Raw genomic sequence first — 22,377 nt, 5'->3', positions numbered from 1 at the left:
CACTGCGCCTGATCCGCGTTACCCGCTTAAACGAAATCCGGCCCGATCACATCAATCTTATCGGTACAAATACAGTCCACGCCCCAGCCCAGTAATTCACGGGCGCGCGCCGGATTATTCACGGTATACACCAGAATATGCAGACCGGCGGCTTTGATTGCTTTCACGCGTTCTTCATTAAGCAGTTTGTGATTGAGATGCAGAGACGCACATTCCAGTTCGTCGGTCAGTGCTTTCCAGTTTTCGTGCCACGAGTCGATCAGCAGACCGCGCGGAAGCTCGGGGGCGGCTTTTTTCGCAGCAACCAGTGCGTCAAATTCGAACGAAGAAAGCAGCGGCGGCACGGCCTGGTTTTTCCACAATTCACGGGCGGCCAGCGCGACGTCGGTTCCGGTTTTTTCATCCAGCCCGGTGGTCGGTTTGATTTCGATATTCGCCATCATGTTGTGGCGCGCACAACGTTCGGCGACCTGCGAGAGCAGCGGGAGTTTTTCTCCTTTGAACTCTGCGCCATACCAGTCGCCGGCGTCGAGCCGTTCGAGTTTTTCCCACGGCAATTCACCTGCCACACCCCAGCCATTGCTGGTGCGGTTCAGGGTATCGTCGTGCAACAGGAAGATTTCCCCGCCCTGCGCCAGTTTGGCGTCAAATTCGATCATCTTATGACCGTATTTCGCGCCCATATCGATAGCCGCCAGCGTGTTTTCCGGTGCCAGAGCACCGCCGCCGCGGTGCGCCACAATGCGAGGATAAGGCCAGGCTTTCATGTTCATTCCATCCGTAATCCGGTGTGAGTATCGAAAAAGTGTAACGCTTTCGCCGGGAAAACCAAGCGCAACAGCGAACCGGCTGTCGGGAACACTTCATGCGATAAACGCACCACAACGCCGCTGCCCGCCAGTTTGCCGTGTGCCAGATTATCCGCACCCAGCAGTTCCAGCGTATTGAGCACCATCGGAATACCGTTTTGTGTGTCATCAGTCAGATGAATATGTTCAGGGCGAATACCGACCGTCAGCTCACGACCGCCCCACTCAGGGCGCGCCACCGGCAGCGGCAGTTCAAACCCGCCTTCCATCACCAGCGACGTGCCGTCCGTGGTGAGCTGGCCCGGTAACAGGTTCATGGCCGGAGAGCCGATAAAGCTGGCGACAAACAGGCTGGCCGGACGGCGATAGACTTCCGACGGCGTGCCGATTTGTTCGGCAATACCTTTGTTCATCACGATCACACGTTCGGCCAGGGTCATGGCTTCCACCTGATCGTGGGTGACGTACAGGCTGGTGGTGCGCAGACGACGATGTAATTGTTGTAGTTCAAGGCGCATCTGGACGCGCAGTTTAGCGTCGAGGTTAGAAAGCGGTTCGTCGAACAGGAATACCGCCGGTTCCCGCACGATGGCACGCCCCATTGCCACACGCTGACGCTGGCCGCCGGAAAGCTCACGCGGTTTTCGTTTGAGCAACGGCCCCAGTTCCAGAATGCGCGCCGCTTCCTCAACGCGATCGTTGATTTGCGCTTTGCCGAAGCCGCGGATTTTCAGGCCATACGCCATGTTGTCGTACACGCTCATGTGCGGATACAGCGCATAGTTCTGGAAGACCATTGCAATACCGCGATCTTTCGGCTCCAGTTCAGTGACGCGCTGGTCATTAATGTAGATATCACCGGAGGTCGTGCGCTCAAGCCCGGCCACCATGCGCAGCAGAGTCGATTTTCCGCAGCCGGAAGGCCCTACCATCACGATGAACTCGCCGTCGGCCACGTCCAGATCGATGCTCTGGATGATCTGGTTTTTGCCGTCGTAGGATTTGGTCACTGCCTGTAATTTCAAATTTGCCATTTCAGTTACTTCTCACTGTCTACCAGGCCGCGCACAAACCAGCGCTGCATCAGGAGCACCACCGCCAGCGGTGGCAATAAGGTCAGGATCATGGCCGCCATCACCTGATTCCATTGGGTCGAGCCGTCGCCGGAGGAAATCATGCTTTTGATCCCCGCCACCGCCGTGCCCATCGAGGCATCGCTGGTGATCAGGATCGGCCACAGGTACTGGTTCCAGCCATAAATAAAGGTGATGACGAACAGCGCCGCCAGATTGGTTTTCGACAGCGGCAGCACGATGTCCCAGAAAAAGCGCATCGCGCCTGCGCCGTCGATACGTGCGGCTTCCAGCAGTTCATCCGGCAAGGTCATAAAGAACTGGCGAAACAGGAAAGTCGCGGTCGCCGAGGCCATCAGCGGCAACGTCAGGCCGGTGTAGCTGTCGAGCATATGCAGATTAGCGATGACCTGAACGGTCGGGAAAATACGCACTTCCACCGGCAACATCAGCGTCATGAAAATCAGCCAGAAGAACAGGTTACGCAGCGGAAAACGAAAATAGACAATCGCGTAAGCCGAAAGCATCGACACCGAAATCTTACCGATGGTGATCACCATCGCCATGATGAAGCTGTTGATCAGCATCCGTCCGAATGCCGGACTGCTGTTCCCTGCCCCCTGCGTCCAGATGGTGGTGATGTTTTCCCATAAATGGGTGCCCGGGATCAGCGTCATTGGCACATCGAAAATCTGTTTGTTATCCAGCGAGGCCGCCACAAAGGCGACGTACAGCGGGAATAAAATCACCAGCACGCCAAGCAGCAGCATGATGTGGCTGAAGATATCCAGCCCTCTGCGGTTTTCAATCATTGGTAACGCACCTTACGCTCGACAAAGCGGAACTGAATGAACGTCAGGCCGCAAACCAGCAGCATCAGAATGACGGACTGCGCGGCGGAGCTGGACAAGTCCAGGCCGGAGAAACCTTCGCGATACACTTTATAAATCAGCGTGGTCGTCGCCTGTACCGGGCCACCGGCTGTCGCGGCATCAATCACCGGGAAGGTATCAAAGAAGGCGTACACCAGATTGACCACCAGCAGGAAGAAGCTCACCGGTGAAATCAGCGGTAATACGAGATTGAAGAAGCGACGTACCGGGCCTGCGCCATCGATAGCCGCCGCTTCTACCAGAGATTTTGGGATCGACTGCAACGCCGCCAGGAAGAACAGGAAGTTGTAGCTGACCTGCTTCCAGACCGACGCCAGCACCACCAGGAACATCGCCTGACCGCTGTTTTGCGCGTGGTTCCAGTTGTAGCCTATCGAGCCCAGGAAATGAGTAATCAGGCCCAGACCGGGGCTGAACAGAAACATCCACAAAACGGCGGCAACGGCAGGCGCCACAGCGTAAGGCAGGATCATCAGCGTCTGATAAATCCGGCTGCCGCGTACCACGTGATCGACCAGCGCCGCGAAAAACAGCGAAACGGCCAGTCCGATGAATGCCACCATAAAGCTGAATTTCAGCGTGGTATAAAAAGAGTCGAGATAGTACGGGTCCTGAAACAGCTGTGTGAAGTTAGTCAGACCGGCGAAGGTGCTGGATAAGCCGAAAGGATCCAGCGTCTGTACCGAATACCACAGCGCCTGACCGGCAGGCCACAAGAAAAATATCGCGGTGATCAACAGCTGCGGCAACACCAGCGCGTAGGGCAACCAGCTGCAACCAAAACCGGGACGGTGTGAACTCATGATGGTTTACTCGTTAATGCGATGACGGGTTTGGCTCCTCCCCCTGCAAAGGGGAGGCTGTTTTGCTCCCTCCCCTTCGCGGGGGGAGGTGCAAGAAAATTATTTGGTAGAAGCTTCGAAGCGACGCAGCAGCAGATTCCCGCGCTGTACTGCGGTATCCAGTGCTTCTTTGGCGCTTTTCTTACCGCTCCAGACGCTTTCCAGTTCTTCATCAACGATGGTACGGATCTGCGGCATGTTGCCCAGACGCAGACCTTTGGTGAACGGTAATGGCGGCTTGTTCAGCATCTGGCGGGTGGCAACGTCAGAACCCGGATTCTTCTCGTAGAAGCCTTCTTTTTTGGTCAGCTCATACGCCGCAGTCGTCACCGGCAGATAACCGGTTTTCTGGTGCCATTCGGCAGCGATTTCCGGCGCGGTCAGGAATTGCAGGAATTCGGCGACGCCTTTGTAAGTGTCTTTGTCTTTGCCGTTCATCACCCACAGGCTTGCGCCGCCGATGATGGCGTTTTGTGGTGCGCCTTTGATGTCTGCGTCGTAAGGCATCATGCCCACGCCGTAGTTGAATTTGGAATACTGACGGATGTCGGCCAGTGAACCGGAAGATGCGGTAGTCATCGCGCAGTCGCCGTTATAGAACTTGGCGGTGGATTCGTCTTTACGACCAAAATAGGTGAAATCACCTTTTTTGTTCATGTCTTCGAGCATCTGAATGTGTTTGATTTGCTCTGGTTTATTGAATTCCAGAACCGCATCGGTGCCGTCGAAGCCGTTGTTTTTGGTAGCGATTGGCAGACCGTGCCACGCGCTGAAGTTCTCAATCTGGATCCAGCCCTGCCAGCCGCTGGCGTAGCCGCACTTCATGCCGGCTTCACGCAGTTTTTCGGTGTACGCGGCCATATCCTGCCAGGTTTTCGGCGGCTGATCCGGGTTCAGACCGGCTTTCTTAAACGCATCTTTGTTGTAATACAGCACCGGCGTGGAGCTGTTGAAAGGCTGGGATAACAGACGGCCTTTGGAATCGGAGTAATAACCGGAAACGGTCGGCACGAACTGGGAAACGTCTTCTTTGATGCCTGCATCACTGAACACTTCGTAGACCGGTTTGATGGCTTTGCTGGCCATCATGGTCGCGGTGCCTACTTCGTAAACCTGCAAGATAGCCGGAGCATTGCCGGTGCGATATGCCGCGATACCGGCCGCCAGGCTTTCGTCGTATTTGCCTTTATAGACAGGCACGATTTTGACATCAGGGTGCGTCTGGTTAAAACGGTCGGCCAGCGAGTTCACTTCTTTGCCTAATTCGCCGTCCATAGAGTGCCAGAAAGGAATTTCTGTCACAGCGAAGGCATTGGCGCTGAAAGCCAGCGTCAGCGCGGTGCCGATGACCGTTTTTTTGAGGTTGATGAACATGCCTGTCTCCTGAATTCTGCTGGTGTAAAAGGGGCAGAGATAAATGGGGTATTGAGAAACGTTTTTATGCGGAGGTAACATGACACGGCTAAATTACAGATAAATAACAGTTAAATGACATTAACGTTACAGCAGCATGAAGTGCAGGTGACGAACAGATGGCAAAAAAGAAGGCGCATCAGGTGAACGATGCGCCTTATAAAGAAGGGAAATCCGGGGGTTTTACAGCGCGCGTTTCAGGCGGGCAACCGCCTCCTGCATCTGCTCTTCGGTCGCGGTGGCGAACGACAGACGGAAGGTCGAGTGATCCGGGTTATCGGCATAGAAGAATTCGCCCGGCACAAACACCACGCCCTGCTCCAGCGTCTTTTTCATCCACTCAGCGCAGTTACGCGGCTCGCGGAAACGTGCCCACAGGAACATGCCGCCTTTCGGATATTCAAACGTCAGCACGTCGCCCAGTTCGCGTTCCAGCAGTTCGGCCATGACCTGGCATTTCTTTTTATACGCGGCACGAATTGTTTCGATCTGCTTCGGCAGACGGCCAAGACCGAGATAATATTCCGCAATGCTCTGCGACAACGCGCTGGCGTGCAAATCTGCCGCCTGTTTGATGATGGCGACCTTATGCAACAGCCAGTCAGGCATAATCACCCAGCCCAGACGCAAACCCGGCGCCAGAATTTTAGAGAACGTCGAGGTGTAGATAATGTTATCCGCGTGACCGAACAGGGCTTTCGACAGCTCAAACAGCGTCGGCTGGCGTTCTTCGGTGAAACGCAGTTCGCCGTACGGATCATCTTCTACAATCAGGAATTCGTGCTGTGCCGCCAGTTTCACCAGCTGCTCACGGCGCACACGGCTCAGGGTCACGCCGCTCGGGTTACCGAACGTCGGCACCAGATACACGCCTTTAATCTTTTGTGTTTTCAGCAGTTCGGCCAGCTCATCGACAATCATGCCGTCGCCGTCTGAACCGACGGAGAGGATTTGCGCTTCGGCCAGTTCCAGGGTCTGCAAAGCGGCCAGATAGGTCGGGCGCTCCACCACGAAAATATCATCCGGGTTCACCACGGCGCGCATCACCAGATCCAGCGCCTGCTGGGATCCGGCGGTCACTACGATATCTTCAGGCTGCGCGACCACGCCACGTTCCTGACAAAGAGAAGCAATACGCTCACGCAGCGTATAACTGCCTTCTGTCAGGCCATACTGGAATGCGTGCTCCGGCTGTTCTGTTATCGCCAGCTGTGTGGCTTCACGCAGGCCGTCGAAATCAAAAAGCGCTGAAGAAGGAATACCACCCGCCAGTGAAATAACGCCTTCCATTTTGCTGTGTTTCAGCAATTCCCGGATGGCCGAACTTTTAAGCCTGACCATACGGGCGGCGAGTAAACCTTCTGTGTTCATGACATGTTCCTGATGATGTGCAAAGTTATAAGAATGTAAGAGATGTTAATTTATCGACAAAATAAAAACCGCAAAGCGCTTGCCGTGCGGTTTAGTAGATTTATCACAGATTTTTAAAATCAGAAGCCAATTTATGCGCCGAGATAGGCCGCACGCACAGCTTCGTTGGCCAGCAATGCCGCGCCGGTATCTTCCAGCACCACATGACCGTTCTCCAGCACATAACCGCGATCGGCGAGTTTCAGCGCCTGATTGGCGTTTTGCTCGACCAGGAAGATGGTCATCCCTTCTTCGCGCAGTTGCTGGATAGTGTCAAAAATCTGCTGGATGATGATCGGCGCCAGACCGAGCGACGGCTCGTCGAGCAGCAGTAAACGCGGCTGGCTCATCAGCGCACGGCCAATCGCCAGCATCTGTTGCTCGCCGCCGGACATAGTGCCTGAACGCTGAACACGACGCTCTTTCAGACGCGGGAACAGTGTAAACACGCGCTCCAGACGGGCATGAAACTGGTCACGTGTGGCGAAAAATCCGCCCATCGCCAGATTCTCTTCCACGGTCATGCGCGAAAACACACGGCGGCCTTCCGGCACTATTGCGATATCGCCGCGCATGATTTTGGCGGTCTGCCACTGTGTGATGTCCTGCCCTTCAAAAATGATCGAGCCGTGCGACGCCCGCGGTTCGCCACATAAACTGCCGAGCAGCGTGGTTTTCCCCGCGCCGTTCGCGCCGATCAGCGTGACGATTTCCCCTTTGTTAATGCTCAGGCTGACTTCATGCAGCGCCTGAATTTTGCCGTAATGGGCGGATACCTGATTAAATGACAACATCTTGTTCTGTCCCTTAGCCTTCGCCCATTAACCTTCGCCTAAATAGGCGCGGATCACGTCAGGATTGTTACGAATTTCAGCCGGAGTGCCCTGCGCCAGCGGCGTGCCCTGATTCACCACGTAGATGCGGTCGGAAATGCCCATCACCAGCTTCATGTCGTGTTCAATCAGCAGCACCGACACGTTGTGCTGGTTACGCAGTTCGGCAATCAGCTGATTCAGCTCTTCGGTTTCGCGCGGATTCAGACCGGCAGCCGGTTCGTCGAGCATCAGGATTTCCGGGCGCGTCACCATACAGCGGACGATTTCCAGACGGCGCTGCTGACCGTAAGCCAGATTCCCCGCCTGACGGTTCGCCAGTTCGAGCAATCCGACACGTTCCAGCCAGTCGGCGGCGCGATCGAGCGCTTCCGCTTCGGCGCGACGAAATCTCGGCGTTTTGAACAGACCCGCCAGCACACCGCTTTTCAGGTGCTGATGCTGGGCAACCAGCAGGTTTTCAATCACCGTCATTTCACGGAACAGACGCACGTGCTGGAAGGTTCGCACCACACCCATGCGGGCAATTTTCTGCCCGGGCAATCCTTCCAGATGCTGGTCACGCAGTTTAATGGTGCCGCCGCTCGGTTTGTAGAAACCGGTCAGACAGTTAAATACCGTGGTTTTACCGGCACCGTTCGGGCCAATCAGCGACACAATTTCGCCCTGATTGAGATTCAGCGCCACATTGTTGACCGCCAGCAGGCCGCCAAAACGCATCATCAAACCTTCAACGGCTAACAGAGGTTGCGTGCTCATGCCTGTTCCCCCTGATCGGCGATTTGTTTCTTAGAGAGTTTCAGTTTGAGTTGCGGACGTTTCATCGGCAGCAAGCCCTGCGGACGCCAAATCATCATCAGCACCATTAACGCACCGAGCAGTAACATGCTGTATTCATTGAGGTCACGCATCAGCTCGCGGGAAACTACCAGCAGAATGGCCGCCAGAATGACGGCAAACTGTGAGCCCATGCCGCCGAGCACCACGATAGCCAGCACAAAGGCGGACTCCGCAAAGGTGAAGGATTCCGGGCTGACAAAGCCCTGACGCGCGGCGAACAGCGTACCGGCGAAACCGGCAAACGCGGCGCTGATGGTGAACGCGGTCAGTTTGATCCGGGTCGGATTCAGCCCGAGCGAGCGGCAGGCAATTTCATCTTCACGCAACGCTTCCCACGCACGGCCCAGCGGCATGCGCAGCAGCCGGTTGATGATGAACAATGTCGCAATCACCAGCAACAGCGCCACCATGTACAGGAAGATGATGCGGTCGCTCGGGTCGTAGGTGACGTGAAAGAAGTTGCTGAAGGTATCCCAACCGCCGTCGCGTGGCGTGCGGCTGAATTCCAGCCCGAACAGCGTCGGTTTCGGGATCTGGCTGATGCCGTTCGGCCCGCCGGTCAGTTCGGTATTGTTAAGCAGCAGGATACGCACGATCTCACCGAAGCCGAGCGTCACAATCGCCAGATAATCGCCACGCAGCCGCAGCACCGGGAACCCGAGCAGGAAACCAAACGCCGCCGACACCAGACCGGCCAGCGGTAATGCTTCCCAGAAACCGATACCGTAATAGTGATTGAGCAGCGCATAGGTGTAAGCGCCGATGGCGTAAAAGCCGCCGTAACCCAGCACCAGCAGACCGGACAACCCGACCACCACGTTCAGACCGAGGCCGAGCATAATGTAGATAAGCGTCAGCGTGGCGATATCCACCGTGCCGCGTGAAACGATAAACGGCCAGGCGATGGCGGCGATAATCAGCACCAGCGCCAGCAGCTTTTGTTTCGGCGTTGAGCCGTCAAAGCTCGGCAGTACCCAGCCCGGACCGGACACTTTTTTCAGGCCACTGCTGACCATCGGACGGAACAGCTGAAACACGAAAACGATGGCACAACCGATGGCAATCCACGTCCAGCGCACTTCACCGGCACCGTTGACCACCAGCTTTGTGCCATCGAGGCTCAGCTGTAATCCCATGATGAATGCAGCCAGTACCAGCAGGACGAAAGCGGAGACCAGCGCATTTAACAGATTCAGGCGCTTCATACTTTCTCAACCTCCGGACGTCCGAGAATACCGGTTGGCAGCACCAGTAACACCACGATCAGCAATGCGAAGGACACCACGTCTTTGTACTCGGTGCTCAGATACGCCGAGGTCAGCGCTTCGGCCACGCCTAAAATCAGGCCGCCAATCATCGCGCCCGGAATACTGCCGATACCGCCGAGAACCGCTGCGGTAAAGGCTTTCATCCCGGCCATAAAACCGATGTACGGGTTAATCACGCCGTAGAATTGCCCCAGCAGAACGCCCGCCACTGCCGCCATTAATGCGCCAATAACGAAAGTCAGCGAGATCACGCGGTCAGTGCTGATCCCCAGCAGGCTGGCCATTTTGAGATCTTCCGCACAGGCACGGCAGGCACGCCCCATACGTGAATAACGGATGAACAGCGTCAGCGCCAGCATGGCGACAAATGTGACTATCCAGATAATCAGTTGCATGGTGCTTATCGTCGCGGCGAAACCATTCGCTTCGCCAAGTTTCCACTGGCCGGTCACCAGACTCGGTAAAGCGAGGTCACGCGAGCCCTGAGTCAGGCTGACGTAGTTTTGCAGAAAAATTGACATCCCGATGGCAGAAATTAGTGCAATCAAACGCTTGGAGTTACGCACCGGCTTATATGCCACGCGTTCAATGCTCCAGCCGTAGGCACTGGAAATCACAATCGCGGCGATAAAACCGGCACCGATCAGCAACCAGCTGGCGTCGATACCCATCATCATCAAAGCGGCGATTACGATAAAAGAGACATAACTGCCGATCATATACACCTCGCCGTGTGCGAAGTTGATCATGCCGATAATGCCGTAAACCATGGTGTAACCAATGGCGATCAGCGCATAAGTACTGCCCAACGTCACGCCGTTGAACATCTGCTGAATGAAATAGAGGAACTGCTCTGACATACCCTATCCTTATTAATCAAGGGTTTGATAACTTGTGCTGAGACTGCAACCCGGCGCCTTTTATAACACCAGACGCCGGGCAGAGTAATGCGCTGTTCTTAAGCATAATGCCCAAAATCATTCGTGTTGCCTCAAGGCGGCAACTGAATGAATCCCCGGGAGCTTACACAGGTAAGTGACCGGGGTGAATGAAGGCGGCCAACGCAGAGGCGGCGCGAAGGATGCCGGGCATTTATTTGATAGGGGTAGACGTGCCGTCCTTATGCCACTCGAAAATACCGAATTCGAATCCTTTCAGGTCACCTTTTTCATCCCAGCTCAGGGGGCCCATGACGGTGTCCACGGAAGCTGATTTCAGATTTTTAGCGATGTCAGCCGGTTCCATGCTGCCGCTGCGTTCCATACCGGTAGTCAGCGCCTGTAATGCGGCGTAAGTCGTCCAGACGAACGGACCGGTTGGATCCAGTTTTTTGGCTTTCAGGGCATCCACGATTGGCTGGTTAGCCGGAACCTGGTCATAACGTTTTGGCAGCGTCACCAGCATACCTTCAGAGGCATCACCGGCGATGTTAGACAGTGAGGAGTTACCCACGCCTTCCGGACCCATAAATTTGGCGTTCAGACCGGCTTGTTTAGACTGGCGCAGGATCTGCCCCATCTCCGGGTAGTAACCGCCGAAGTAGACGAAATCGACGTTTTCTTTCTTCAGACGCGCAACCAGCGTAGAGAAGTCTTTATCGCCGGCGGTCACACCTTCAAACAGAACGACGTTGCCGCCGCCTTTTTTCAGCGCGTCCTGTACGGAACGGGCCAGGCCTTCGCCGTACTGTTGTTTATCATGCACAACAGCAATGCGTTTTGGTTTGATGGTGTCGAGGATGTATTTGGCTGCAGTCGGACCCTGGTCAGAATCCAGACCGGTGGTGCGCATTACCATTTTATAACCACGGGTGGTGAGGTCTGCGTTGGTTGCGGCTGGCGTGATCATCAGAACGCCTTCGTCTTCATAAATGTCAGAAGCAGGCTGTGTTGAGGATGAACACAGGTGGCCAATCACGTAACGGATACCGTCGTTGATCACTTTGTTGGCAACGGCGACCGCTTGTTTCGGATCACACGCGTCGTCATATTCGACGCCAACCAATTTATCGCCTTTCACGCCGCCTTTGGCATTGATGTCTGCGATCGCTTGTTTAGCCCCTGTAAACTCCATATCACCATACTGGGCGACCGGACCTGACATAGCACCAACGATGGCGACTTTGATATCTTTCGCGAATGCCGCCTGACTCATTGCTAATGCAATACACCCTGCCAGCCAGATCTTACCCTTTGTTACTTTCATCCGATTACCCCGTTTGATGTGTGTTGTGGTTTGCTCTTTGCCTGCCTGTTCAAAACATCATCACTTAAGAAATTTAGTATAAGTAATAATGAGTTACCGGCTTATTTCGCCTTATTTTCGAATAAGACTTTATAATTCATATCATTAAACAGGAATTTTCTTCTGCAAATCAAATGGCACAGTCAGAAATATGAGGTGTAAACAGAATTTTATTTGGATGGAAAATCGGTTCTCTTTTAAACAATCAGCCATTAACGCTGGCATTATTGATTAAAGCCAACATTTATCGCTTATACAGGGATCGCTGAAAAAGTTTTCAACCTGTTACTGTACAAAAAAAGTTACGCCCGATTTTCAGACGGATCCGCTACACTAAACGCCTCTTTTTTCTGACCATCCACATCATGAAATTAACCATCCAAAAACTCACTTCGCTCAGCACGCAGGATCTCATCGATCTGGCAAAAGTCTGGCCTGAGCAAACGGAAAGTGACTGGCAAGGCAGCCTGAGCGAACACCACGCGCTGTTCGCCGCCGTGTTTAACGAGCGCATTCTTGGCGCGGTGAAAGTCCGGCTGAACGGCGACCACGGCGAGCTCAGGGATCTGCGGGTTCGCGAAGTGACGCGGCGCCGCGGCGTCGGGCTGTATCTGATGGAAGATTTGCAGGTGCAACTGCCGCAGGTCAAAAGCTGGGAAATGCCGTCCGATGGCGAAGCCGTGACCGACGCCTTTATGCAGGCCTGCGGTTTTTCCCTGACAGGGAATATCTGGAAGAAGCCCTAATCCGCGCTGAATTTCAGGCATAAAAAAAGCGACCCGAAGGTCGCTTTTTGGTTTCAGAAAGCTGTCGTATCAGGCTTCAATCGCCAGACGCAGTTTCTTCATCGCGTTCTTTTCAAGCTGACGAACACGTTCTGCTGAAACACCGTATTTATCGGCCAGTTCCTGCAGAGTCGATTTGTTATCGTCATCTAACCAGCGGGCACGGATGATATCCTGGCTGCGTTCGTCCAGACCTTCCAGCGCGTAGCTCAGTTTGTCTGTCGCATCGCGATCCCAGTTATCTTCTTCGATGCTTTCTGCAAAGTCAGAGCTTTTATCTTGCAGATACAGCATCGGTGCCATCGCGGCGCCGTCGCGTGGTTCGTCGTCCGGTGTCGGGTCGAACGTCATGTCCTGTGCGGCCATGCGCGATTCCATTTCCAGCACATCTTTGCTGGTCACACCCAGTTCGCGGGCAACGTGCTCCACTTCGTCGTGGCTGAACCAGCCCAGACGTTGTTTGTTTTTACGCAGGTTAAAGAACAGCTTACGCTGTGCTTTCGTCGTCGCGACTTTCACGATGCGCCAGTTACGCAGCACGTATTCGTGAATTTCTGCTTTAATCCAATGCACCGCAAAGGACACCAGACGTACACCGACTTCCGGATTAAAACGGCGAACCGCTTTCATCAGGCCGATGTTACCTTCCTGGATAAGGTCTGCCTGTGGCAAACCGTAGCCTGAATAGTTGCGGGCAATATGAGCAACAAAGCGCAGGTGAGACAGGATCAGCTCTTTCGCTGCGTCCAGGTCACCGTCGTAATGCAGCCGCTCAGCCAGTGCCCGTTCTTCCTCTGCGGTAAGCATAGGATAAGTATTGGCTGCCCGAACATAGGCTTCCAGGCTACCTTGGGGTACTAATGCTAAAGTGCGCATTTCGTTAGTCATTCAAAAGCCTCTCATGTATGACGTTGTGCAGGTTTTATACCACGTTGCTGCGGGATGATACCGCTACGCTGTGTGCCATCTGGCGACCACAGAAGCAACGCCGAGCCCTTAATATCCGCTGCTATTCGACCCCGAATTTTACATAAAGTTCACGGCCGGATTCAACAGTCTGACGACTGTATGTGACAGACTGACTATTGGATAGTGAATTTGTGCCATTGCGGAGAAAGCAGGGAAATGATGTGGCGGAAAGGCCGAAAACAGCTTCCCCCTGAGACACAATTACTGAGCAGCAGGGGGACATTATAGCAAATTCTCGCTACTGTGGTGTAAATCGCCGTAAATGTTGAACGGTCGCCAGCCACGCCGCAATCCAGCCAATCATTGCGGACACGATCAACAGCAACAGACTTTCGTCCCAGCCCAAACCGTGCAGATCAAAGGTCGTGCCGAACACTTGCGCGACTTGCGTCACCACGCTCTCAAGGCGCAGTACCAGCACTTCCGACAGGATCAGCGACAACAACGCGCCGGTAAAACCGAGCATCGCGCCACCGTTCAGGAACGGCCTTAAAATGAAGCCATCGGTCGCACCAATCAGCTTCATAACGTTGATGGTATCGCGACGGCTGAAGATACTCAGTCGCACACTGTTACCAATGACCAGGAAGACAGCAATCACCATCAGCACGCCAATCATCGCGGCAATTTGCCCCACCAGACCGGTCAGCGCCGCAAGGCGGGCAAACCAGCTGTCATCCATACGCACTTCATCCACACCGTGAACCGCCGCAACGCGATCGCGCAGGGTGTTCAGCGTGGCGGAGTCCTGGAAATTCATTTTTGGCGTGATGATAGCCACGGCAGGCAGCGGATTCTGTTCGAGCATATCCATTGCGCCGCCAAAGCCTGACCAGTTGCGGAATTCACCCATCGCTTCCTCACGGGAGAGATAATTGACTTTATCCACGCCCGCTTCAGTTTTGAGGGTTTTCACCACGTTTTCTGCGGCGTCATCATCCAGTGCTTTATCGAGATAAACGGTCAGCTGCGGCGTCGGATACCACTGTTCAGCCGCAGTACTGACGTTCTTCCATACCAGATAACAGACACTCGGCAGCGTCAGGGAAATCGCGATGACCATCACCGTGAGCAATGTCGCCAGCGGCTGACGCAGCATGTCAGCCAGCGCGTTCATCCACGCATAGCGCCACTGTTCGCGCCAGCCACCCTGCAATGCTTTACTTTTCGCAGCGCGTGCGCTTTTTGCGGTTTTCGCCGGGTTAGGACTGTTCGCCATTAGTACACCCCTCCCGACGACATACGCCCCTGACTCAACGTCAGCGTGCGATAATTTCGACGGGCAATCAGACCCACATCATGCGTCGCCATCAGAACGGTGACGCCCACGCGGTTAAATTCTTCGAATAGACGCAAAATGCCTTCCGACAATTCGCCGTCGAGGTTACCGGTCGGTTCATCCGCCAGCAGCACCGCAGGCTTGTTCACGACGGCGCGGGCAATGCCCACGCGCTGTTGTTCACCACCGGATAACTGAATCGGCAGGTTTTTGGCTTTATCCAGCAACCCGACTTTATCCAGCGCCGCTGAAACACGACGGCGGATATCTTCACTGCTGGCGCCGGAAATGATCAGCGGCATTGCCACGTTGTCATACACGGTGCGATCCATCAGCAGATGGTGATCCTGAAAGATCATGCCGATCTGACGACGCAGGAACGGCACTTCGCTGGATTTCAGACGGCTGATGTCATGGCCGCCAAACAAAATGTGTCCGGCACTCGGGCGCTCAATGCCGCAAATCAGCTTGAGCAGGGTACTTTTACCCGCGCCAGAGTGTCCGGTCAGAAATGCCATTTCCGCTTGCTGGATGTGAAAATTGACGCCCTGAAGCGCCTGTCGTCCGCCCAGATAAGCTTTACTGACCTGTTCAAAGCGAATCATCCGTATTAATCCTCTCGGGCAAAAAGTGCCTCAATAAAATCGTCTGCCTTAAACGGCCTCAAATCTTCGATACCTTCGCCGACACCGATATAACGTATCGGGATACTGAACTGATCGGCGATGGCGAATATCACGCCGCCTTTTGCGGTGCCGTCCAGTTTAGTCAACGTAATGCCGGTTAGCCCGACCGCTTCGTTAAACAATTTTGCCTGACTGACGGCATTCTGGCCGGTACTGGCGTCGAGCGTCAGCATCACTTCATGCGGCGCATCTTCGTCGAGCTTTTTCATCACACGAACTATTTTCTTCAGCTCTTCCATCAGGTGCGCTTTGTTCTGCAAACGCCCGGCGGTATCGGCGATCAGTACGTCGATATTACGGGCCTTCGCCGCCTGAATGGCATCGAAAATCACGGAAGCGGAATCGGCACCGGTATGCTGGGCAATCACCGGGATCTTGTTGCGCTGGCCCCAGACCTGCAACTGTTCAACAGCCGCCGCACGGAAGGTATCACCCGCTGCCAGCATCACAGATTTGCCCTGTGCTTCAAACTGGCGCGCCATCTTACCGATGGTGGTCGTTTTACCGACGCCGTTCACGCCAACCATCAGAATGACATACGGGGTTTTTCCGCTGACATCCAGTGGCTCGTCAACTTTCGCCAGAATTTCGGACATTTCTTCCTTCAGCTTGCCGTAGAGTGCATCGGCGTCTTTCAGCTGCTTGCGCGAAGCGTGCTCGGTCAGCGAAGTGATGATTTTACGCGTGGTTTCGACGCCAACGTCGGCGATCAGCAGTTGTTCTTCCAGCTCTTCAAACAGATCGTCGTCGATTTTTTTACCGCGGAACAACCCGACAAAACCGGAGCCGAGATTCTGCTTAGTTTTGACCAGACTGCGTTTCAGGCGGGCGAAAAAACCTTCTTTGGTCGGACGTTCCTGCTCAGTTTCACCGGCAGGCAGCACAACGATAGGATCGAGCGCAACGGGCAGCGGCGCGTCTTCAACAGGTTCTTCTTCAGCAACGTGATCTTCCACCACCAAGCTGTCGTCGACGGCGTCGAGAGAATCTTCGCGGGCGTCTTCTGCAATCTCAGCGGCTGACTCAACGAATTCGTCTTCAACAACCTGTTCTTCAACCAGCACCGGTTCTTCGGCGACGGTTTCTTCAATGACCGGTTCTTCGGTGACGACTTCTGCAACCACAGGCGTTTCAGCAACGGGCTGCGCAGCGACCTGTTCGGTGATGTGAACAATTTCTTCGGCCAGTTCCGCCGCCTGTTCGCGAGGTTCTTCAGCGGCCAGAGGCGCTTCCTGTGCAGGCGTATCGCTCCGTAGCGCTTCGGCAACCGGCGGTTCTTCGCGGATTTCTTCCTTCTGCTGCTCTTCTTCCTGACGGCCACGGCCAAACCAGGAGAAGAAACCGCGTTTTTTATCTTTTGCCATTTTACAACTTCACTCCTCGCCGCTAATGATTGGCGAACGGATTATTAATCGGGTTATGGTCGGGCAGTCTATCACTTTCCCCTTCCGGCAACACGCCCGCGTAGTGAATTCCGGTGGTTTTTCAATCGACAATGTTAAACATTTGCCCAATGCCCGCACACCGGTAGAATAGCCCTCCAAACGATATGCAACGAAGCCCGACGGCTTTGGATTACACAAGCGAACTATGGCAAAGAAACCCAACACTCCAGCCGCAGGCCAGATCCGAATTATTGGCGGTCTCTGGCGCGGACGCAAACTTCCGGTTCCACACAGTCCGGGACTGCGCCCGACCACCGATCGCGTGCGCGAAACGCTGTTTAACTGGCTCGCGCCGGTTTTGCAGGGCGCACATTGTCTGGACTGTTTTGCAGGCAGCGGCGCACTCGGTCTGGAAGCGTTATCGCGCTACGCCGCCAGCGCCACCCTGCTGGAGTTTGAGCGCCCGGTTGCGCAACAGTTAGAGAAAAACCTGGCGCTGCTAAACGCCAAAGATGCGCAAGTCCTTAACGTCAATACATTGAACTGGCTGGCAAAAGCCGGGAATGCCTTTGATGTGGTTTTCCTCGATCCGCCTTTCCGTAAAGGTATTCTGCAAGACACGCTGAATCTGCTGGAGCAAAATAACTGGCTGGCAGACGAAGCCTGGATTTATGTCGAAACAGAAGCCGAACACGACACTCTGGATGTGCCTGCCAGCTGGCGTTTACATCGTGAGAAAGTCGCCGGACAAGTTGCTTATCGCCTTTACCATCGCGATGTGACGCCTGAAACCGGCTCACCAGAACAGGAGCTGTAAGATGTTGATCAATATTGGTCGGTTGTTGATGTTGTGTATTTGGGCGTTTCTGGCGTTTAACCTGATTCACCCTTTCCCGAAACCGATCAAGTATTTTTTAGATGTGGCGATTGTGTTCATGTTTTTCATGCACGGCTTGCAGGTGATGTTGCTCAAAGCCACGCAGGGCAAGGAAAAGGACACCATTGGTGGCTGGCTGCAAACCCGTATTTTCCTGTTCGGCGTGTTTGAATTGCTGGCCTGGCAGAAAAAACAGCCTCCGTTGCCCACCAAGAAGTAATCCCCGCTTTACGGCGCGTAGTGCGCCGTAAAAAGCCCCTCTGCGGCTGCTATTCTTCAACTCTGCCTGAACAGACGGCCTGATAAGGTTATTTCTGATTGTCTGCGGCACCGCGCCTCTCCTACACTGAGAATAAGTACGGGAAACCAGGATGTGTTTTCCTGAAGGCAGATCCTTGCGTTGGTTTTATCTTCTGTTTTTTAGATATAAAAGGATAAACAATGAGTTGGCCATTCCTCGCAGTATTTTTCTCAGGCTGGTTGTTCGTTGACGCCAGCTATCGCGGCCCGCGCTGGCAACGCTGGGTATTCAAACCCGTCACCTTATTATTGCTGCTTTTACTTGCCTGGCAGGCACCGACGCTCAATGTTTACAGCTATCTGATCCTGCTGGGTCTGGCCGCGACGCTGGTTGCCGACGGTCTGCTGTTGCTGCCGGAAGAGCGGTTTATGTACGCCATCGGCGCGTTCTTCCTTTCGCATCTGCTGTATACGCTCAGTTTTGCCAGCCAGATGACGATTACGTTCTTCTGGCCTTTACCGCTGACGCTGCTGATTATCGGCGCGGTATTACTGGCGGTGATCTGGACGCGCCTGGCGGAACTTCGCTGGGCAGTGACCACTTACATCGCGATGACGCTGCTGATGGTCTGGCTGGCGGGTGAACAGTATTTCGCGCGCAGCACCGACATGGCGTTCTCGCTGTTTTGCGGCGCTGCGCTGCTGTTGCTGGGGAATATTTTCTGGCTCACCAGCCGTTATCGCTTCACTTTCCGCGCCTCCGACGCACTGGTTGCCGCGTGTTATTTCGGCGGTCACTTCCTGATTGTCCGGTCGCTTTACCTGTAAATTCCTGCGGCGGAACCGTTCTGGTTCCGCTATCTCGAAATTGTTATTGACCTTAGAGCTGACTCCAGGGTTTACACTGGGAGTAATTCCACTCGGTTTCGAACCGGAGGCTTTATGATCCCAATGAAAAATAACAACAGCTGTAACTGCGGATGTCAGGGCAAACGCGCGCCTGCACTGCATATCAACAAAATCAGCATGCCCGCGCAGTCCGGCACACACCCTGCGGGCTGTTGCAGTGACAAAGCTCCGCTGGCGGCATCAGCTTGCGCTACGGCGTCCGACAGCTGCTGCACTCCGAAAACAGGTGAGCACTCACACACTTCCGACGATGGCAGCGCAGAAGGCTCGCCGGGCGAAGATGACCCCAGCGCGCCGCTTTCCGCCAGCTATCAATACAGCTGGAAGGTGGAAGGAATGGATTGCCCGGCGTGCGCCCGCAAAATCGAAAATTCTGTTGCAGGCCTTGATGGCGTAAACCGCGCCAGAGTGCTTTTTGCTACTGAAAAACTGGTCATTGATGCCGGTTTTGATATCACAAAAAACGTGCAAAATGCCGTTACCGCCGCAGGATTCACCCTGCAATCTCTCGATAACAAACAAAATATCCCGGAAGCGGAAGAGTCACGTCTGAAAGAAATGCTGCCGCTGATCGTCCTGTCGGTGCTGATGCTGCTGAGCTGGGCGCTCGATCATTTCAACCCGCAAATGGGTAAAATTGCGTTTATCGCCACCACACTGGTGGGATTGTGGCCGGTGCTCCTTCAGGCCATCTGCCAGACGCGCTCCGGTTCGCCTTTTGCCATCGAAACGCTGATGAGTATTGCGGCGCTCGGTGCGCTGTTCATTGGTGCAACCGCCGAAGCCGCGATGGTGTTGCTGCTGTTTATGGTGGGCGAGCGTCTGGAATCCTTCGCCTCGAGCCGCGCACGAAGTGGCGTGAAATCCCTGATGGCGCTGATCCCGGATACCGCCGTACGCGTGGTAAATGACAAAACAGAAACGGTGCCGGTCAGCAGCCTGCGCCCCGGCGATATCATTGAGATCGCGGCGGGCGCGCGCCTGCCCGCAGACGCCATTTTACAAGACCACGCCAGTTTCGATGAAAGCGCATTAACCGGCGAATCAGTGCCTGTTGAACATCAGCCCGGCGAAAAAGTCCCGGCGGGAAGCCTGTGCGTTGACCGTCTGGCGCGCCTTGAAGTGGCTTCCGCGCCCGGCAACAGCGCCATCGACCGCATCCTGCAACTGATTGAAGAAGCTGACGAACGCCGTGCGCCTATCGAGCGTTTCCTCGATACTTTCAGCCGCTATTACACGCCGGTCATTATGCTGATGGCGCTGCTGGTGATTATCGTTCCCCCGCTGGCGATGGGACTTTCATGGGAAACCTGGATTTACCGCGGGCTGACGTTGCTGCTGATTGGCTGCCCTTGTGCGCTGGTGATTTCGACGCCGGCGGCGATCACCTCCGGGCTGGCCGCAGCGACCCGCCAGGGCGCATTAATCAAAGGCGGTGCAGCGCTGGAACAGCTGGCACTCATTCAGACCGTCGCGCTGGATAAAACCGGTACGCTGACCGAAGGGAAACCAGAAGTCACCCACGTTGTAACCCTGAACGGTATCAGTGAAGGCGAAGTGTTAAGTCTGGCCTCGGCGGTCGAAGAAGGTTCGCATCACCCGCTGGCGCAGGCGATTTTAGCCCGTGCAAAAATCAGTAATCCTTTACCGCTTACGGCGCAGGATCGCCGTGCGCTGGCCGGTACAGGCGTGGAGGGCATTGTTTCTGGCCGTAAAGTTCAGGTGCTGACTCCAAAAAGTGTGGCAGAAAATACGCTAACAACAGAAACCCTTGCGCAAATTACTGACTGGGAATCCACCGGGAACACCGTGGTGGTTGTTTTGCAGGAAGATAACGCCATCGGCCTGATTGCAATGCAGGACCGCCTGCGTGATGACGCCGCAGAAGCCTTGCAGAAGCTCAAAGCCCTCGGCGTGTCGGCGGTAATGCTCACCGGCGACAATCCGCGTGCAGCGAAAAACATTGCCGACCGGCTGGGCATTGATTTCCGTGCAGGCCTGCTGCCAGCGGATAAAGTCTCGGCGGTCACCGCGCTGAATGCAGTTAAACCGGTGGCGATGGTCGGCGACGGCATTAACGATGCGCCGGCCATGAAAGCCGCTAGGATAGGGATTGCGATGGGAAGTGGCACTGACGTTGCGCTGGAAACCGCCGACGCGGCGCTGACGCACAACCGCCTGAGCGGGCTGGCGCAGATGATCAGTTTGTCACGCGCAACGCGGGCGAATATCCGTCAGAACATTACGATTGCGCTGGGGCTGAAGGCGATATTTCTGGTGACCACCATTATGGGGCTGACCGGTTTATGGCTGGCGGTGCTGGCCGATTCCGGCGCCACGGCGCTAGTCACCGCCAATGCCCTGCGGCTGTTGCGCAAGAAATCACACTGACCGTCAGGGCTGAGCAATCAGCCCTGTTTTTCCACCAGACCTTTGCACAGCAAATAGCGGTACGGCAGGTTTTCAGTATCAGACGCTAAAAGCCGGTGTTCCATAAAACGGCAGAAACCGGGAATATCGCGGGTCGTTGCCGGATCATCGGCGATGATAAGCAGCGTTTCGCCGTCTTTCATGGTGCGCACCGTTTTGCGAACCATCATTACAGGTTCCGGGCAACGCAGTCCCAGCGCATCAAGCTGATGGTCGGGATTGATAAAGGGGTCGTTCATTTCGTGTCTCAACATCTTCATACGTGAATGCGCGACAGTTTAACCCGCTGGTTTTCTGGTGCAACAAACAAGGCGCATTGCGCTAAAATTAACCATTGAAGCTGTTGCGCAAACGGTGCGCAAACAGGTAATATGCGCGCCGCACGTGATGACTCAGTGCATAAGTAAAAATACGTTTGGGTTCCCTCACCCCAATTTCTTTATAAAAAAAGGTCACATCTATGTACTCTTTTACTGCTCAGCAGCGGTTTTCCGCGCTGATATGGCTTTCTCTATTCCACATTGCCATCATTACGTCCAGCAACTATCTGGTTCAGCTGCCTGTCTCCATTTTTGGTTTCCATACCACCTGGGGCGCGTTCACTTTTCCGTTTATTTTCCTGGCTACCGATCTCACGGTGCGAATCTTTGGCGCACCGCTGGCACGACGGATTATCCTTTCCGTCATGATCCCGGCACTGGCAATCTCTTACGTGATTTCCGCGCTGTTCTTTGAAGCACAGTGGCAGGGCGTTGAAGCGCTCAGTAGCCTGAACATCATGGTAGCCCGCATCGCGACCGCCAGCTTTATGGCTTACGTGCTGGGACAAATCCTCGACGTTCACGTGTTTAACCGCCTGCGCCAGAACCGCCGCTGGTGGATTGCGCCGGTCGCCTCGATGTTCCTCGGCAATATCAGTGATACGTTGTCCTTCTTCTTCATCGCGTTCTACAAAAGTACCGATGCCTTTATGGCGGCGCACTGGGTAGAAATCGCGCTGGTGGATTACAGCTTCAAAGTGCTGATCTGCCTGGTGTTCTTCCTGCCGATGTACGGCATGCTGCTGAATATGCTGCTTAAGCGTTTATCCGCACAGGGACATAACCCGCATTCGGCTATCCGCGCACACTGAACAGGGCTCTGGTAAAACACAAATCGCGCCATAATCTGACTTGCATTTGTGGCCTGAATA

The 22,377-nt window shown here is 54.6% G+C and carries 22 protein-coding genes; 6 read left to right on the top strand and 16 right to left on the bottom strand.

The window, feature by feature from the left end; genetic code table 11:
• Window positions 1-26: 26 nt before the first annotated feature.
• The 11 genes from ugpQ to J8X26_RS17165 all read right to left on the bottom strand — a co-directional run bounded on the left by ugpQ (window position 27) and on the right by J8X26_RS17165 (window position 11,586).
• Window positions 27-767, bottom strand: coding sequence for a glycerophosphodiester phosphodiesterase (ugpQ, locus tag J8X26_RS17215; RefSeq protein ID WP_371819790.1), 741 nt, complete (start codon window positions 765-767; stop codon window positions 27-29).
• A gap of 2 nt (window positions 768-769) precedes the next feature.
• Window positions 770-1,843 (bottom strand): sn-glycerol-3-phosphate import ATP-binding protein UgpC, encoded by a 1,074-nt coding sequence (locus J8X26_RS17210; protein WP_120134718.1) that lies wholly within the window; start codon window positions 1,841-1,843, stop codon window positions 770-772.
• Between the two features lie 5 nt (window positions 1,844-1,848).
• Window positions 1,849-2,694 carry a sn-glycerol-3-phosphate ABC transporter permease UgpE gene (gene ugpE, locus J8X26_RS17205; protein WP_152324805.1) on the bottom strand — a complete coding sequence of 282 codons (846 nt, stop codon included), beginning with the start codon at window positions 2,692-2,694 and terminating at the stop codon, window positions 1,849-1,851.
• Window positions 2,691-3,578: a sn-glycerol-3-phosphate ABC transporter permease UgpA gene (gene ugpA / locus J8X26_RS17200; protein WP_152324804.1), complete on the bottom strand. Its 888-nt coding sequence runs from the start codon at window positions 3,576-3,578 to the stop codon at window positions 2,691-2,693. Before ugpA ends, ugpE begins: the two co-directional genes overlap by 4 nt.
• Window positions 3,579-3,677: 99 nt before the next feature.
• Window positions 3,678-4,991, bottom strand: a complete 1,314-nt coding sequence (ugpB, locus tag J8X26_RS17195; RefSeq protein WP_208951481.1) for a sn-glycerol-3-phosphate ABC transporter substrate-binding protein UgpB — start codon at window positions 4,989-4,991, stop codon at window positions 3,678-3,680.
• 222 nt (window positions 4,992-5,213) lie between these two features.
• A complete protein-coding gene (locus J8X26_RS17190; protein WP_152324802.1) occupies window positions 5,214-6,401 on the bottom strand; it encodes a PLP-dependent aminotransferase family protein in 1,188 nt (395 codons plus the stop codon).
• A 131-nt stretch (window positions 6,402-6,532) separates the two neighbouring features.
• The gene (gene livF, locus J8X26_RS17185; RefSeq protein WP_165061852.1) at window positions 6,533-7,234 is read right to left on the bottom strand and encodes a high-affinity branched-chain amino acid ABC transporter ATP-binding protein LivF; all 702 of its coding nucleotides are present in this window, start codon (window positions 7,232-7,234) and stop codon (window positions 6,533-6,535) included.
• A gap of 27 nt (window positions 7,235-7,261) precedes the next feature.
• Window positions 7,262-8,032, bottom strand: a complete 771-nt coding sequence (gene livG / locus J8X26_RS17180) for a high-affinity branched-chain amino acid ABC transporter ATP-binding protein LivG (protein WP_208951480.1) — start codon at window positions 8,030-8,032, stop codon at window positions 7,262-7,264.
• Window positions 8,029-9,318, bottom strand: coding sequence for a high-affinity branched-chain amino acid ABC transporter permease LivM (locus J8X26_RS17175; RefSeq protein ID WP_152324799.1), 1,290 nt, complete (start codon window positions 9,316-9,318; stop codon window positions 8,029-8,031). The genes livG and J8X26_RS17175 overlap by 4 nt, the downstream gene beginning before the upstream one ends.
• A complete protein-coding gene (livH, locus tag J8X26_RS17170) occupies window positions 9,315-10,241 on the bottom strand; it encodes a high-affinity branched-chain amino acid ABC transporter permease LivH (RefSeq protein ID WP_095924234.1) in 927 nt (308 codons plus the stop codon). The genes J8X26_RS17175 and livH overlap by 4 nt, the downstream gene beginning before the upstream one ends.
• A gap of 232 nt (window positions 10,242-10,473) precedes the next feature.
• Window positions 10,474-11,586, bottom strand: coding sequence for a branched-chain amino acid ABC transporter substrate-binding protein (locus J8X26_RS17165; RefSeq protein ID WP_152324798.1), 1,113 nt, complete (start codon window positions 11,584-11,586; stop codon window positions 10,474-10,476).
• Between the two features lie 404 nt (window positions 11,587-11,990).
• On the opposite strand from J8X26_RS17165, the gene panM reads away from it, so the two are divergent.
• On the top strand, window positions 11,991-12,371 hold the full coding sequence (gene panM / locus J8X26_RS17160) for an aspartate 1-decarboxylase autocleavage activator PanM (RefSeq protein WP_208951479.1): 381 nt from the start codon (window positions 11,991-11,993) through the stop codon (window positions 12,369-12,371).
• A gap of 69 nt (window positions 12,372-12,440) precedes the next feature.
• Here the strand turns inward: panM and rpoH are convergent, their stop codons facing one another.
• The 4 genes from rpoH to ftsY form a co-directional block, all read right to left on the bottom strand.
• Entirely contained in the window at window positions 12,441-13,298 is an 858-nt protein-coding gene (gene rpoH / locus J8X26_RS17155) for an RNA polymerase sigma factor RpoH (RefSeq protein ID WP_152324796.1), read from the bottom strand.
• A gap of 319 nt (window positions 13,299-13,617) precedes the next feature.
• Window positions 13,618-14,598 (bottom strand): permease-like cell division protein FtsX, encoded by a 981-nt coding sequence (gene ftsX / locus J8X26_RS17150; protein WP_112290540.1) that lies wholly within the window; start codon window positions 14,596-14,598, stop codon window positions 13,618-13,620.
• Window positions 14,598-15,263, bottom strand: coding sequence for a cell division ATP-binding protein FtsE (gene ftsE / locus J8X26_RS17145; protein WP_152324795.1), 666 nt, complete (start codon window positions 15,261-15,263; stop codon window positions 14,598-14,600). Before ftsE ends, ftsX begins: the two co-directional genes overlap by 1 nt.
• 5 nt (window positions 15,264-15,268) lie before the next feature.
• Window positions 15,269-16,708, bottom strand: a complete 1,440-nt coding sequence (ftsY, locus tag J8X26_RS17140) for a signal recognition particle-docking protein FtsY (RefSeq protein ID WP_208951478.1) — start codon at window positions 16,706-16,708, stop codon at window positions 15,269-15,271.
• Window positions 16,709-16,934: 226 nt separating this feature from the next.
• On the opposite strand from ftsY, the gene rsmD reads away from it, so the two are divergent.
• From rsmD to J8X26_RS17120, 4 genes are all read left to right on the top strand, one after another.
• Complete coding sequence (rsmD, locus tag J8X26_RS17135; protein WP_165061869.1) at window positions 16,935-17,546, top strand: 16S rRNA (guanine(966)-N(2))-methyltransferase; 612 nt, start codon at window positions 16,935-16,937, stop codon at window positions 17,544-17,546.
• 1 nt (window position 17,547) lies between these two features.
• Window positions 17,548-17,826 (top strand): DUF1145 family protein, encoded by a 279-nt coding sequence (locus J8X26_RS17130; RefSeq protein ID WP_152324792.1) that lies wholly within the window; start codon window positions 17,548-17,550, stop codon window positions 17,824-17,826.
• A gap of 221 nt (window positions 17,827-18,047) precedes the next feature.
• Complete coding sequence (locus J8X26_RS17125; protein WP_165061874.1) at window positions 18,048-18,674, top strand: lysoplasmalogenase; 627 nt, start codon at window positions 18,048-18,050, stop codon at window positions 18,672-18,674.
• A 114-nt stretch (window positions 18,675-18,788) separates the two neighbouring features.
• A complete protein-coding gene (locus J8X26_RS17120) occupies window positions 18,789-21,146 on the top strand; it encodes a zinc/cadmium/mercury/lead-transporting ATPase (protein ID WP_208951477.1) in 2,358 nt (785 codons plus the stop codon).
• A 17-nt stretch (window positions 21,147-21,163) separates the two neighbouring features.
• Here the strand turns inward: J8X26_RS17120 and tusA are convergent, their stop codons facing one another.
• On the bottom strand, window positions 21,164-21,424 hold the full coding sequence (gene tusA, locus J8X26_RS17115; protein ID WP_165061880.1) for a sulfurtransferase TusA: 261 nt from the start codon (window positions 21,422-21,424) through the stop codon (window positions 21,164-21,166).
• A 221-nt stretch (window positions 21,425-21,645) separates the two neighbouring features.
• On the opposite strand from tusA, the gene J8X26_RS17110 reads away from it, so the two are divergent.
• Entirely contained in the window at window positions 21,646-22,317 is a 672-nt protein-coding gene (locus J8X26_RS17110) for a 7-cyano-7-deazaguanine/7-aminomethyl-7-deazaguanine transporter (protein WP_152324789.1), read from the top strand.
• Window positions 22,318-22,377 lie beyond the last annotated feature (60 nt).

Origin of the sequence: Rahnella sp. ChDrAdgB13 (assembly GCF_017655185.1) — a bacterium.
GTDB classification, from domain to species: Bacteria; Pseudomonadota; Gammaproteobacteria; order Enterobacterales; family Enterobacteriaceae; genus Rahnella; species Rahnella contaminans.
Note: the sequence above shows the minus strand (reverse complement) of the source record. Positions and strands in the feature narration are given on the sequence as shown.

Coding starts and splice junctions, on each gene's coding strand:
- J8X26_RS17110 (WP_152324789.1), top strand. CDS start 21,646: ATGTACTCTTTTACTGCTCAGCAGCGGTTTTCCGCGCTGATATGGCTT.
- tusA (WP_165061880.1), bottom strand. CDS start 21,424: ATGAACGACCCCTTTATCAATCCCGACCATCAGCTTGATGCGCTGGGA.
- livH (WP_095924234.1), bottom strand. CDS start 10,241: ATGTCAGAGCAGTTCCTCTATTTCATTCAGCAGATGTTCAACGGCGTG.
- J8X26_RS17210 (WP_120134718.1), bottom strand. CDS start 1,843: ATGGCAAATTTGAAATTACAGGCAGTGACCAAATCCTACGACGGCAAA.
- rsmD (WP_165061869.1), top strand. CDS start 16,935: ATGGCAAAGAAACCCAACACTCCAGCCGCAGGCCAGATCCGAATTATT.
- J8X26_RS17130 (WP_152324792.1), top strand. CDS start 17,548: ATGTTGATCAATATTGGTCGGTTGTTGATGTTGTGTATTTGGGCGTTT.
- J8X26_RS17165 (WP_152324798.1), bottom strand. CDS start 11,586: ATGAAAGTAACAAAGGGTAAGATCTGGCTGGCAGGGTGTATTGCATTA.
- ftsX (WP_112290540.1), bottom strand. CDS start 14,598: ATGGCGAACAGTCCTAACCCGGCGAAAACCGCAAAAAGCGCACGCGCT.
- panM (WP_208951479.1), top strand. CDS start 11,991: ATGAAATTAACCATCCAAAAACTCACTTCGCTCAGCACGCAGGATCTC.
- ftsY (WP_208951478.1), bottom strand. CDS start 16,708: ATGGCAAAAGATAAAAAACGCGGTTTCTTCTCCTGGTTTGGCCGTGGC.
- ftsE (WP_152324795.1), bottom strand. CDS start 15,263: ATGATTCGCTTTGAACAGGTCAGTAAAGCTTATCTGGGCGGACGACAG.
- ugpB (WP_208951481.1), bottom strand. CDS start 4,991: ATGTTCATCAACCTCAAAAAAACGGTCATCGGCACCGCGCTGACGCTG.
- J8X26_RS17120 (WP_208951477.1), top strand. CDS start 18,789: ATGATCCCAATGAAAAATAACAACAGCTGTAACTGCGGATGTCAGGGC.
- ugpA (WP_152324804.1), bottom strand. CDS start 3,578: ATGAGTTCACACCGTCCCGGTTTTGGTTGCAGCTGGTTGCCCTACGCG.
- J8X26_RS17125 (WP_165061874.1), top strand. CDS start 18,048: ATGAGTTGGCCATTCCTCGCAGTATTTTTCTCAGGCTGGTTGTTCGTT.
- livG (WP_208951480.1), bottom strand. CDS start 8,032: ATGAGCACGCAACCTCTGTTAGCCGTTGAAGGTTTGATGATGCGTTTT.
- ugpQ (WP_371819790.1), bottom strand. CDS start 767: ATGAAAGCCTGGCCTTATCCTCGCATTGTGGCGCACCGCGGCGGCGGT.
- J8X26_RS17190 (WP_152324802.1), bottom strand. CDS start 6,401: ATGAACACAGAAGGTTTACTCGCCGCCCGTATGGTCAGGCTTAAAAGT.
- ugpE (WP_152324805.1), bottom strand. CDS start 2,694: ATGATTGAAAACCGCAGAGGGCTGGATATCTTCAGCCACATCATGCTG.
- livF (WP_165061852.1), bottom strand. CDS start 7,234: ATGTTGTCATTTAATCAGGTATCCGCCCATTACGGCAAAATTCAGGCG.
- J8X26_RS17175 (WP_152324799.1), bottom strand. CDS start 9,318: ATGAAGCGCCTGAATCTGTTAAATGCGCTGGTCTCCGCTTTCGTCCTG.
- rpoH (WP_152324796.1), bottom strand. CDS start 13,298: ATGACTAACGAAATGCGCACTTTAGCATTAGTACCCCAAGGTAGCCTG.